Here is a 13,217-nt window from a genome sequence, read left to right as displayed (position 1 = left end):
ATTTTTGCTCATTTTCTTTTAGAATAAGTAATGTTTTCCTGAAAAAATATAAGAGAAACGTCTATTAGAGAAAAAGGTGACTTTAATAGTTGAACGAACATAACACCTAGAATGACAGATGGGGTGGTACAAATAGAAAAGAAGTTAGGATTTTTTCCGTTAATCGCATTAGTAGTTGGAACAATGGTTGGTGGCGGTGTTTTTAGTTTACCGCATGATTTAGCAGTAGGAGCAAACAGTGGCGCAATAATAATTGGCTGGTGTATTACAGCGATGGGAATGATTCCACTTGCGCTCGTATATCAAACGTTAGCAAGACAAAAACCGGAACTTGAAGGTGGAATTTATAGTTATGCACGTGCTGGTTTCGGTGAATATATTGGATTTAATAGTGCTTGGGGATATTGGCTAGCAGGAATCTTAGGTAATGTCGCAACAATTATGTTACTGTTTAGTACATTAGGTTATTTCTTTCCAATTTTCAAAGGAGGAAATAATGTTGCGTCTATCGTTGGGGCATCACTTTTATTATGGACACTTCATTTTCTAATTTTATTTGGAATCCGTGAAGCTTCTATTATGAATGTTATTGCAACGATAGGGAAATTGGTTCCAATCGTATTATTTATTGTTGTTATGGTAACAGCCTTTCGCTGGGATACATTTACACATGATTTTTGGGGAGAAGGAACGCTCTCACTTTCCGCTATACTTGGTCAAGTGAAAAATACAATGCTTGTAACACTTTGGGTTTTCATTGGAGTTGAAGGAGCGGTTGTATTATCCGGAAGAGCGAAGAATAGCCGAGATGTTGGTAAGGCAACAGTAATGGGACTTATTTTAGTAATGTCCATTTATATTTTAATTTCTGTTCTGTCAATGGGAGCGATGACAAGAAGCGAACTTTCTGTGTTAGAAACCCCGTCAATGGGACATGTATTAGAGCATGTTGTTGGTCCATGGGGTGCAGTTGCGATTAACATCGGGTTAGTTGCTTCACTTGTCGGTACATTAATTGGCTGGTTTTTACTTGTTTCTGAAATTTCTCATGTAGCAGGAAAAGATGGCGTATTTCCTAAAGTTTTTACGAAAACAAATAAAAAGCAAACACCGCACATGGCATTATGGATTTCAAATGGTGTTGCCCAAATTATATTTATCATCGTTCTGTTTTCAGAATCAACATATCAAATTATGTATTTCATTGCATCAACATCAATTTTATTACCATATTTATTATCAGCGTTATTCCAATTTAAATTAGTCATTACAAACGAGCTAAAAGACGCTAAATTAAAAAACGGAGCGTTAGCTTTAATTGCTTCTATTTACTCTGTATGGCTTCTTTACGCAGCTGGTTTAAAGAATTTACTACTCGTTTCAATTGTGTATGGAATTGGAATTATTGTTTACACGTTTGCAAGAAAAGAACAAGGGAACCGTTGCTTTGCAGGTGCAGAGAAATATGTGATGTGGGCAATTATTATTGCGGCTATCACATCACTGTATATGTTATTAACTGGAAATATAAAAATGTAAAAAGTCCTTTTCATTTAAAGGGCTTTTTTCTTTGTTTAGAGAATATTTACTACATAAGATATTCAGGAGGGATGAGAATGGAAGAAAAAGAACAGTTGTCTAGAATAATTGATTTAGCTAGTGAGTTAAGGAAAGTATTAGTGCAAGAATCTTTTTTTAATCATCATCCTGAACTGAGAGGAGTCATTGAGAATTTAGCTAGTTCTGTTGAAAATTTGGCGGAATTGCAAAAAAGTAAAGATGAAAACGCTGAAGATCGATTACGTTACGTACTTGCTAAAATGAAAATTGCTCATAATGCAATTTTACAAGAGAAAAAAGCATTTCCTTCTCATTAATATACGTTTTAATTTTGAACCTGGCGGATAACGTCAGGTTTTTTATTTCTAGTTTTTCGTTTCTTTCATACACTAAGAATAGTATGAAAAAAGAAGGTGACTAAGGTGAAATTACATAAAGCTCTTCAGCCAAGTTTTATAAAACGAATGTACTATATGAGATTTTTAGGGAAATTTACAAAAGCTGAAAAAGAGAAGAGTGGAGAGAATTTCTTTGTACAATGCTTATCGCCAATACCATTCACTTTACAGGAACAATTTGCAAATGAACCATATGTATTTGAAGGGTTATGTAGCAATAAAAAGAATGAAAAAATCTTTTCGGAATTAAAGAAGAGAAAATTAGAAAAGCAATTAGTGATGTTTCGTCTTTATTATGAAAGAGGAAATGTATACGTGGAGTTAATATGTACAGAAGAACCGAAAGAAATAGCAAGTAGCTATAAAATGATTCCGGCACCTAAAGTTACAAATAATAAAAAAAGAGAGTCTTTAGAACGAAAACTTAGCAATGGTTATTTATCATTCCTAATGCCTAAATTTCCGAAGGACTTTGAGCCTCCTGAATTATTGTGGCACGATGGAAGACTGTATGGAAACATATCCTTAAAGTCATCAATTAGCTCAATCGCATATTTTGAACAGAATCGGGAATGTAAATATATAAACTGCAGTGATTGGACGAAGTATGTAGAAATAGCGGTAGAAGATCAATTGTATTTTGTAAGTGATCATGTGTATGAGCAATTAAAGAAACGAATGCATGAAGAAGGTAAGCTAGTTGAAGTAGAAGATATAAAAGTGCAAAAAGATGAATGGGAATGGGATGAGCGTGAATCTTCCTTTTTGCAGTATGTACAAAGTATGGTGCGTAATAAAGGGCTATATTTGGATGAAACGGATATTTATAATTTCCATATAAGTGTAAAAACAAATATGTTAACAATTCTTGGTGGTATACCGGGCGTTGGGAAATCGCGTTTTGTGCAAACTTATGCAGAAGCATTAGGATTACAGTATGGAGAAGAATTGGTTTGGATTCCAATTTCGCCATCGTATCAAGAACCACATGATTTACTTGGTTACCTTCATCCAAATGGTACTTTTATTGAAAGTGAAACGAAGTTAGTTAGGACGTTAATGAAGGCGAAAGAAAATCCAAATCAACTGTATATAATCGTTTTTGATGAAATGAACATGTCTCATATTGAGCATTGGTTTACTCCGTTTCTATCTGTTCTTCAACTTGAAACAAAAAATCGTATTTTAAACTTGTATGAGGGTGTACAGGACATAGAGAATTCAATTCCGTCAACAATTGAAATTGGAGAAAATATTATATTTGTAGGTACTGTGAATTTTGATGAAACAACGAAAGAGCTCTCTGATCGATTATTAGACCGAACGAACTTAATAACGTTACAGAAAATCCCGTTTTGTGAGATGGGCATGGAACAGGGGAAAGTCGTATTACACCCACCTTTGAAAGTAACAGCAGGAGAATTTCGGATAAATTGGATGAGAAATAAAGCGATGATTGAAGTGTTTTCTGAAGAAGAATTAGAGCTATTAGATAAGTTGCATGTCGTATTGTCATCACATGATGCGTCTAAGGGAATTTCTTTCCGATGTGCAAATGCAATTGCGACTTATTTGCAAAACATACCGTTCCAAAATAACCATACCTATATGATCAGTAGAGAAGAGGGGTTTGATTTACAAATAAAGCAGCGTGTATTGACGAAAATTAGAGGGACCGAAATGATGGTTGGTTCTTTACTTTCTGAAGAAGCAAAAAGGGGAGCGATCTTAGTACCTCTTTTGCAATCTGCACTTGCAAACAGAGTATCTACATTTGAACACTCTTTAGCATATATACGAGAAAAACGTAGGGAACTGGAGCTGTATGGATATGCAAAATGAAGGGCGTTACGAAACAAAAATCGTTGATACGAATGAAACGCTCCCTTTTGTATTAAAGTTAATCATTGGAAATGAGGGGAAAGGAGATTATATTTTATTGAATCGTCTTTGTACATCTACTACAGCATTAGTTCAATGTATTTATAAAGTACAAGAATTAAAACCAATTAGATTGCAGTACAATTATGAAATTCCAATGAATATTACTTTTATATGGAATAAAGTATATGAGGGACAGAAAAATATAAAAGAGGCTCAATATGAAATAAATGAAAAAAAACAAAGAGTATTAATATATGAGCATGGGAAAACAGAATTCTTTTATCCATGGCGCTGTGGTTTATACCATTTTGAAGTGCGTCTAGAAGATACAACGTATTATGGCGCTTTTCAAATCGTACCGAAAAACTTTTTTGATGATCAATTTGAAATGATTCAAGACTATGTGAAGTCAATTTTAAATGAGTTGATTTTGGATAGAGGTTATTATAAAAAGACTTTCTCTGCACTTAGCGATATTGAGGATTCTTCTTATTTAGTGTTGCTTAGAAAGTTACCCCAAAAAATGAAGATGATAAAGCAAATCTTTAAGAAAATAGAATCAAGCTCAAAATTTATAAATGCATATAAATGGGAAGGAAAAGAGAGAAAGCCAACAAGAAAAGGAACGATAGTGGCAGAAAGAAAACCTTATGCAAAACATTATAATCGTAAGTTTATGGAACAAAAAAATAGTAAGGAAAATGCATTTCTTAAATATAAAGCGATGCAATTTCATCATTATTTAATTGAAGCTAAAAGTTTTTTACGTCAAACAATTGAAATATTAGAAAGAGAGAAAAAGAAAAAATCAGAAGAGTTTCAAGCCGTAAAAACGATTATACAAACAATTGAGCGTAATGGATCAGTAACCGATAGAGAGAAGCAAAAATATAAAAATATACATTTACTAAAAGAAGCTGATTTACGAAAGAGCTCAATGAAAATACAAGAATATAAAATATTGGCGCATATTGTTCATGAAAATGTACAATACTTTCAAATATTAATGCACTCCTCGTTTTGGAGGGAAGTTACTGAAACGAGTAACATGAACTTACATGATTTACCGATACCACATCAACAATTACTACATCATTTAGAAGTACTCCCGCAATATACGGATCAATCTCCATCGTTATTATTTGTTAATAAGCCAACGTTTTTAGTGTATGAATATTACGCTTTTTTTATCGTTATTTCAATTTTAGAGCAAATTGGTTTTGAGGCTAGAAATTCCATTCGTGAACAAATACAAGAACATTTTTATGTAGATGGATTACAAGATGGAACGACAGTAGTTTTACAACGAGATGATATAAAGGTGCATGTCGCATTTAATGACTTAATTGAAACACATCCTCTTATTGCATTAAGTAAAGGGAGTAATTTTTACAATGGTGAGGATACGAAGAAGCCAGATATTCGCTTAGACTGTTATGTAAAAGAAGATGGGAAATACGTATATAAATCTTCTATTATTATTGAAGTGAAGTATAGTCCAATGTACAATATTTTTCAGCACGTTGGAAATACGAAAGCAACTGAGCAAATGTATAAGTATTGGTCTATAAAGTATGTAGAAGAACAGGATGGAAAGCGAGTCTATTATCGAAGGTCAATTTATGAAGTCATTTGTGTATATCCAGGAAGCCATATGCATAGTAAAAAAATTGAGTCTGGATGCGGTGTTTTCTTGCAGTTATATCCATATAAGACGAAACAAGGGGAAGAGAAATTAGCTGGAAAACATGGGATGGTACAAATTTTTGAAAAGTGGTTAAAAAGCATTGAGAAGTAAAAGAAATCCTTTTTCATAAAGGATTTTTTTAGATTAAGAAGAATTATATGCTGTATGGAAAGAAACATATTGTAATTTAGATTTGAAAAGTGATACAAATGTGTTATTAAAAGGAATGTGAGCGCGGGATAAAAGTCGATTAAATTGGAATCTAATTCATTTTGCAGAATATAATAAGTCATAAATATTTTTAGTTGCATACGAAGATTTGTTCTTATATGATAGATAGTGAAAGCGTTATCAAAAACAGAGCGACGATGGGAAAGGCGGTTAAATATGTTCCAGCGTGTTCAAACAAAGGAAGAACATTTTGGGTTCGAGCAACTATGGGGAGATTTTTGTGAAGAAAGAAACTTAATGTTCGTAGAACGTAATTTAAATCCATCACGATTTTTATTAATAGAAGATGAACATCCTATTGGTACAGTAGAATGTATTAAGTATACGGTACCTGAACAATCAAATTCTGAGTTTTTCTATCCGTTTTCTAAAAATGATTTAGTAAAAGATTTGAAGAATGTGTATGAAATAGGCAAGTTAAGTATTTCGAAAACGTCTCGTGGGAGAGGACATTTTAAAAGGCTAACAGCTATTTTATTTATACATGCGTTAGAAACAAAAGCTGAATGGTACATTGCAGCAGTAACAAAAAGAATGTATATGTATTTACTTACACTCGGTTTTCCAATTGAACCGATAGATAATCCATTTCAGTTTCATGATACTTTACAAGGTGTACCAGTAAGAATTCATGCTCGAAAAGGGGTTACGCATTTATATTCTTTAAAAGAATTTCGTGATGTGATTCAAGGGAATGCTCATGCACAGGCATTAATTGCAGAATACAGTAAAAATATTATGTTAACAAAATAAAACGAAGTGAATATGTATAATAAAGAGAATAATATTTTTATAGGATATAACTCTTCATTAAAAAAGACCCTTATTATTTTAATAAGGGTCTAAAAATTATAATCCAAATATACTAAAAATCATTTTGCGGCGCTTAGGTTTCTTTTCTCGTTCGTATGTTGGTTTTGAATCAGGAGTAATATAAATGGGTTCTTCTTTCGTTAGGGCAGCTTCTAACTTTTGAATTCGCTCTAACATTTCCTCCATTTCACGACGGTGTTGTAAAAGTTGGTACGTGACGACATCATTTGCCTTATCTTGCATTTGTTCTTCCATTCGATCGAGTCTTCTCGTAATAGTGTTTAATTGATCAGCTAATTGTTCAAAATCATTCGATGATATGTTTTGAACAATTGTATTGACTTGAGTTTTTAATTCTTCAACCTCATTTGAGGAAGTCTTTTGAGTAGGTTGAGGATTTTGAGACTGCTCTATTTGAAATAGATGGTGTTCTAACATTTGATCGACATCATCTTGTGTGAAAATAAAGTGACCATATTTATTTTTTTCTATCGTAAGATTTAATTGTTGCGCGATCCGGACAACAGCCTTTGGGCTAACACCTAATTTTTTTGCGATAAATGGTGTTTTATATTCCAAAATAATCCCTCCTATATATATCCTGTTGAATGATTTCGAGCTATGAAGTAAGTTCCCTTCTAGTGCGACAAAAGAAGTGTGGAATCGGCAAAGAAAGTGTTTTTTCACGAAATTGAGTTAAGAAGAATAGTTTGTTTAAATAAAAATGTTTTATCGTAACATTTAGAATGATTTGACTAGTGTAAATGAATTAGATTATCATAATGATAAATATCTTTTTTATGTATGCATATAATATATAAAAAGGTGGTTGCTAATGTAGAATTTTGTTAGAGTATTAGAATGCTTACTTCACTTGAATAAAATTAAGTAGGAGGTGGCTTCCTTGCTTACAATGTAAGTAAGGAAAAGTATTTGGACATATATAGTATAAGTATAGTGATTGTTTTAATTGCCTTAACGGCATTTTTCGTTGCAGCAGAATTTGCAATTGTTAAAGTGAGAAGTTCACGAATTGACTATTTAATTGCAGAAGGAAATAATCGTGCAACATCGGTCAAAACAGTCATTACAAACTTAGACGAATATTTATCTGCTTGTCAGCTAGGAATTACTGTTACAGCTTTAGGAATTGGGTGGTTTGGTAAACCTGCGTTAAAGCAAATGTTTGATACGCTTTTTGCAAATTGGAATATCTCTACTCAACTAGCAGACATTTTTGCTGTAACTTTAGTATTTTTGTTAATTACTTTTTTACATGTTGTAATAGGGGAATTGGCCCCAAAAACATTTGCAATTCAAAAATCTGAACAAGTGAGTTTGCTTGTTTCTAAGCCGTTAATTTTCTTTTATCGTATTGCATTCCCATTCATTTGGCTATTAAATGGTTCAGCTCGAATCATTACGAAGCTGCTAGGGCTGAAACCGCCGAAGGGGCATGATGAGGTTCATTCAGAAGAAGAATTACGGTTGTTAGTTTCAGAAAGTTATAAAAATGGTGAGATTAATCAATCTGAATATAAATATGTAAATAAAATTTTTGAATTTGATGATCGGATTGCAAAAGAAATAATGGTACCTCGAACTGAAATGAATATTATAAGTAAAGAAATGCCCGCTGAAGAAGCTTTGCAAAAAATGTCTCGCGAAAAATATACAAGGTATCCAGTTGTTGATGGCGACAAAGACCACGTAATAGGTTTTGTGAATTTTAAAGATATTTTTACTGAGTTTGTACAACATAAAGCTGTTAATAAGAATACAGTAGAGCAATATATGAGACCAATTATTTTAGTTATCGATTCTATTCCAATTCATGATTTGTTTTTAAAAATGCAAAAAGAAAGAACACATATTGCTATATTGATAGATGAATATGGTGGGACATCTGGACTTGTTACTGTTGAAGATATTTTGGAAGAAATTGTTGGAGATATTCAGGATGAGTTTGATACGGATGAGCAGCCAGAAATTCAACAAGTTAGTGAAACGAAGACGATACTAGAGGGAAAAGTACTTGTTAGTGAAGTGAATACGTTATTTGGTTTAGGGATTGATGATGATGGTGTTGATACAATCGGTGGTTGGATTTTAACGAAGAATATAGAGATTGCTGAAGAGGATTTCATTGAAATTGAAAATTATAAGTTTTGTGTGAAAGAATTAGATGGACATTATATAAAAAGATTAGAAGTTACAAAGATAGTAGAATCGATTGTTATTTTAGAAGATGAAAAACAAATTTCGTTACAAGAGCAAATTAGCTCGTAAACTCTGCTATATAGCAGAGTTTTTTTGAGCATAATGTTTTTTGAGGAATAGGGGCTATGATACAATGACATAAGTCAGACCTTTCACTAGGTGAAGTATTGTTGTATACATATATTTGGAAGGAGAAGAAGTATGAAAAAGCATTTATATATAAACGGAGATTGGAAATCTGTAAACACGTATAAACCATTATACGCACCATATTCTGAAGAAACATTAGCAGAAATTGCACAAGGAACGGAAGAAGATGTAAAAGAGGCTGTTACTGCTGCAAAAAATGCAATGACAAAAATGAATAAATTATCTGCATATGATCGTGCGACTATTTTAGAGAAGGTTGCACAAAAAATGGATGAAAGAAGAGAAGAATTTGCAGAGATTATTGCAAAAGAAGCTGCAAAACCAATACGTGCTGCAAGGGGAGAAGTAGATCGTACTGTTCAAACGTACAAATTTGCAGCTGAAGAAGCGAAGCGTATATATGGTGAGACATTGCCATTAGACGCCGCACCTGGTGCGGATGGGCGTATTGCATATACAATCCGAAAGCCGATTGGGGTTATAGGGGCTATTACCCCATTTAATTTCCCATTAAATTTAGTTGCGCATAAAGTTGGACCTGCAATTGCTGCCGGAAATACAGTTGTGTTAAAGCCAGCTGATCAAACGCCATTATCATCTTATGCATTAGTTGAGTTATTTGAAGAGGCAGGATTGCCAAATGGAGCTTTAAATATCATTTCTGGTCCTGGCTCCACGGTTGGTGAGGCAATCGTTAAAAATGATTATGTTGCTTCTATTACTTTTACCGGAAGTCCAAAAGTTGGAATCGGAATAAAACAAAAGGCTGGGTTAAAACGAGTTACGTTAGAACTAGGATCAAATGCTGCTGTTATTATTGATGAAGATGTAGAGTTAACAGATGAAATAGTTGAACGTGTAAAATGGGGAGCATTTGTTAATAATGGGCAAGTTTGTATTTCAGTACAACGTGTTTTTGTACATGAAACGAAAAAGCATGAATTTCATTCGAAGCTAAAGAAAGCGATGGAATCAGTTGTTGTTGGGGATCCACTGCTTGAAGAAACGGATGTATCAGCTTTAATTTCAAAAAAAGATGTAGAGCGAATTGATATGTGGGTTCAAGAAGCAATTAAGGAAGGAGCAACTGTTTTATGCGGTGGTAAGAAGCGGGATGCAAGAATCTTTGAACCGACTGTATTAACAAATGTTCCAGATCATGTATCAGTGCAGTGTCAAGAAGTATTCGGTCCACTCATGACAGTAAATACATTTAAAGAATTTGATGAAGCGATTGAGCAAGTAAATAATTCGCGTTACGGCTTACAGGCAGGAGTATTTACAAATAATTTATTTAAAGCAATGCGTGCAATCGATGAGTTAGAGGTTGGTGGTGTCATGATTAATGATATTCCAACGTTCAGAGTAGATCATATGCCTTATGGTGGTGTGAAAGAAAGTGGCACGGGGCGTGAAGGAATTAAATATGCAATAGAAGAAATGACAGAAATGAAATTAGTATGTATTAAAAAATAAAGCATATAGAACTTAAACATTGCACTAAAAAACGAGTAGGAAAATGTTTACGATTCCATACTCGTTTTTTTAGTGTTTTTTACGTTTCTAGTTACTATTTAATTAAGTGTACCTTTTACTTCATTTCTTGTTTAAAAATAGTATCTTCTACATAAATATGCTCTTTGTCTACAGCGGTGCTATGAGATAGTACTAAACCGATTGGTGTTTCTGTTCCTTTATTTTGTACAATTGTAAAGGGAACATTTTTTTCATTTGCTAATTTAATGTATTTTGATAAATGTGAGTAAGCAATGCCACCATTTAGGAATATTTGTAATGATTGAGAAGGGCGCATACTACTTGCCACTTCAGAATATACATTACTTTGCATTACTTGACCGATTGTTAAAGCGATTTCTACACGCTCACGTAATGTAGTTAAATACATATTACGTTCTTCTGGTTTGTTTTGCTTTTGGCCGTAAATGCCTTCTTGGAGATAATCTTCCACATTTTTATTTACCATATTTTTCACACCTTTCATTTTCTATTGTACGCAAGAATTAAAAATGATGCAAAAAAAGTCATTTTGACTACGGAAATAATGAAAATATGTGAAGGAAAAAGGGTATGTGAATACAATTAGTTAAATAAGAAAGAAAAAATTAATTTTATCAACAGAAATTAACAAAATGTGACAAAAATCTATTAACGAATCGTATTTTTTGTGTTAATATTCAAAATATAAAGGGTATTCGTCGTATGGAAATGGAGGGAATGGAGGTTTTTCCAATCGATAAGGATATTAAAGAAATATTTTGTTCACACTTGAAAAACAATAGGCACCAATTCGTAGAGAACTGGAAAAACAAAATGATAATTTCCGAAAAAGATCCATTTAAACTAGAAGTAGTTCAAAATGGAGAGGATTTACTAGAGTTAATTATCGAACTTACTATGGAAGATAAAGATATAACTTATCTTCAACCGTTATGCGAGAAAATTGCTATTGAACGTGCTGGAGCAGATGCGAATATTGGAGATTTTGTCTATAACGCAAACGTGGGAAGAAATGAACTTTTCGAAGCGATGTGTGAATTAGATGTTAGTGCTCGTGAATTGAAACCAATTATGGCAAAAATACATACTTGTTTTGACAAATTAATTTATTATACCGTTTTAAAATACTCGGAAATTATATCGAAGAATTTAGAGGAAAAACAGCAATATATTAACGAAACACATAAAGAAAGGCTGACGATTTTAGGGCAAATGTCAGCTAGTTTTGTACATGAATTTCGTAATCCGCTTACTTCCATTATGGGATTTGTCAAATTATTAAAGGCAGATCATCCGAGTTTATCGTATTTAGATATTATTTCGCATGAATTAGATCAATTAAATTTTCGTATTTCGCAATTTTTACTCGTATCGAAAAAAGAAATGTGGAATGAATCGGAACGGTTTTGGCTTAATGACTTGTTTCAAGACATTATACAATTCTTATATCCGAGTTTGGTCAATGCGAATGTTTCGATTGAAAAGAATTTACCGTATCCAATTCCGCTTGTTGGCTATCGAAGTGAAGTGAGACAAGTATTTTTAAACATATTAATGAATTCAATTGATGCTCTTGAATCAATGAAAGAAGAACGGAAAATTATCATTGATGTATTTGAAGAAGATCAAGCTATTCGAATTGTGATAAAAAATAATGGGCCAATGATTCCAGCTGAAAATGTAGAAACGATTTTTGAACCATTTGTAACTACTAAAAAGTTAGGAACAGGTATTGGATTATTTGTATGTAAACAAATTGTGGAAAAACATAATGGGTCCATTATGTGTCGATCAGATAACGATTGGACAGAATTTCAAATTGCATTTCAAAAATAAACAGTCTACACCAAATGAATGGTGTAGACTGTTTTAATTTGTAAGTATAACTGCTTCTAATTTAGGATCTTTATTTGAATAACCTGCTATTGAAATTGTATAAATAACATTTGGTTCAACATTGAATTTCGGTATAGTCAATAAAACGTTTTTATTATCTGCGAGTGAAATTTCAATATCTGCTGTACCGGGGCTAACTTGCAAAAAATCTGTTATTTGTTTAAAGAGTACATTTTCAAATAAATGATCCCCATCTTTTAAATCTACATTTACAACAGGGGTATCTGGAGAGAAATGTGCAAAGCGTATTTTGGCTTGACCAGCTGGTAAATGTGTATTATCAAGTATAGGTTGTAATTGTAGGTGATTATCACTGTTTATTGCAGCAAGAGTATAAGTATGATTTCCCATTATTGGTACCAATGCTGAAAAGATTGGAGTTTCATTTCCGACGGGTACAATATCTATACGGTATTTACCTTGTACTAATGATAAATAAGGGCTGAATTGCTTAAATGAAATATTTTTAATAATCTTTTGTCCGTTTACTAAAATGTCAACCGCCGGTATATTTGGATCGGCATGAAAAATTCTTATATGTGACGGTAAAGCAGCTTCTTGTGAATCCCTTGTTTCATACGCCTGTACAAGTTTCGATAGTGCATCGCAATATTTCATATATAATTCTATATATTTTTTAGGATTACGAAACTGATAGTAACGTGCGAGCTGTTCGTATTGCGTAACTTCTTGTCCATATTTTTCGATTTCAGGTTGAGACATGAACATTCCTCCTTTGTCATCATTAAAACTATATGCGAAGCAAGAAAGCGGTTATGCGAAAAAAATAATTTTATAAAGGGAAAATTAAAAATTGACAACAAATATGTCGTCATAAAGAGGTGCTGGTACTTACGAGT

At 32.9% G+C, this 13,217-nt stretch carries 11 protein-coding genes; 8 read left to right on the top strand and 3 right to left on the bottom strand.

From position 1 onward, the window contains the following. The first annotated feature begins 111 nt into the window (after window positions 1–111). The 5 genes from MR170_RS07945 (at window position 112) to MR170_RS07925 (ending at window position 6,513) form a co-directional block, all read left to right on the top strand. Window positions 112–1,539: a basic amino acid/polyamine antiporter gene (locus MR170_RS07945; RefSeq protein WP_016081760.1), complete on the top strand. Its 1,428-nt coding sequence runs from the start codon at window positions 112–114 to the stop codon at window positions 1,537–1,539. Window positions 1,540–1,616: 77 nt separating this feature from the next. Next, on the top strand, window positions 1,617–1,877 hold the full coding sequence (locus MR170_RS07940) for a hypothetical protein (protein ID WP_000391447.1): 261 nt from the start codon (window positions 1,617–1,619) through the stop codon (window positions 1,875–1,877). Between the two features lie 105 nt (window positions 1,878–1,982). Continuing rightward, a complete protein-coding gene (locus tag MR170_RS07935) occupies window positions 1,983–3,800 on the top strand; it encodes an AAA family ATPase (RefSeq protein ID WP_016081759.1) in 1,818 nt (605 codons plus the stop codon). Continuing rightward, window positions 3,790–5,640, top strand: coding sequence for a hypothetical protein (locus MR170_RS07930; protein WP_242307922.1), 1,851 nt, complete (start codon window positions 3,790–3,792; stop codon window positions 5,638–5,640). The genes MR170_RS07935 and MR170_RS07930 overlap by 11 nt, the downstream gene beginning before the upstream one ends. A 276-nt stretch (window positions 5,641–5,916) precedes the next feature. Next, window positions 5,917–6,513, top strand: a complete 597-nt coding sequence (locus MR170_RS07925) for a hypothetical protein (protein ID WP_000487795.1) — start codon at window positions 5,917–5,919, stop codon at window positions 6,511–6,513. A 96-nt stretch (window positions 6,514–6,609) separates the two neighbouring features. On the opposite strand, the gene racA is transcribed toward MR170_RS07925, so the two are convergent. Beyond that, entirely contained in the window at window positions 6,610–7,152 is a 543-nt protein-coding gene (gene racA, locus MR170_RS07920) for a chromosome-anchoring protein RacA (RefSeq protein WP_000456013.1), read from the bottom strand. A gap of 354 nt (window positions 7,153–7,506) precedes the next feature. On the opposite strand from racA, the gene MR170_RS07915 reads away from it, so the two are divergent. Beyond that, a complete protein-coding gene (locus tag MR170_RS07915; protein WP_016081756.1) occupies window positions 7,507–8,862 on the top strand; it encodes a hemolysin family protein in 1,356 nt (451 codons plus the stop codon). Window positions 8,863–8,994: 132 nt separating this feature from the next. After that, window positions 8,995–10,419: an aldehyde dehydrogenase family protein gene (locus MR170_RS07910; RefSeq protein ID WP_242307880.1), complete on the top strand. Its 1,425-nt coding sequence runs from the start codon at window positions 8,995–8,997 to the stop codon at window positions 10,417–10,419. A 115-nt stretch (window positions 10,420–10,534) separates the two neighbouring features. Here MR170_RS07910 and MR170_RS07905 read toward each other — a convergent pair whose 3' ends face one another. Further along, window positions 10,535–10,927 carry a YueI family protein gene (locus tag MR170_RS07905; RefSeq protein ID WP_016081754.1) on the bottom strand — a complete coding sequence of 131 codons (393 nt, stop codon included), beginning with the start codon at window positions 10,925–10,927 and terminating at the stop codon, window positions 10,535–10,537. Window positions 10,928–11,163: 236 nt separating this feature from the next. On the opposite strand from MR170_RS07905, the gene MR170_RS07900 reads away from it, so the two are divergent. Next, on the top strand, window positions 11,164–12,297 hold the full coding sequence (locus tag MR170_RS07900) for a BA2291 family sporulation histidine kinase (RefSeq protein WP_080117203.1): 1,134 nt from the start codon (window positions 11,164–11,166) through the stop codon (window positions 12,295–12,297). Window positions 12,298–12,330: 33 nt separating this feature from the next. Here MR170_RS07900 and MR170_RS07895 read toward each other — a convergent pair whose 3' ends face one another. Next, on the bottom strand, window positions 12,331–13,080 hold the full coding sequence (locus MR170_RS07895; protein ID WP_016081752.1) for a DUF4397 domain-containing protein: 750 nt from the start codon (window positions 13,078–13,080) through the stop codon (window positions 12,331–12,333). Window positions 13,081–13,217 lie beyond the last annotated feature (137 nt).

It is taken from the genome of Bacillus cereus group sp. BfR-BA-01524, assembly GCF_022662595.1.
In the GTDB taxonomy this organism is placed as follows: domain Bacteria; phylum Bacillota; class Bacilli; order Bacillales; family Bacillaceae_G; genus Bacillus_A; species Bacillus_A thuringiensis_S.
Note: the sequence above shows the minus strand (reverse complement) of the source record. Positions and strands in the feature narration are given on the sequence as shown.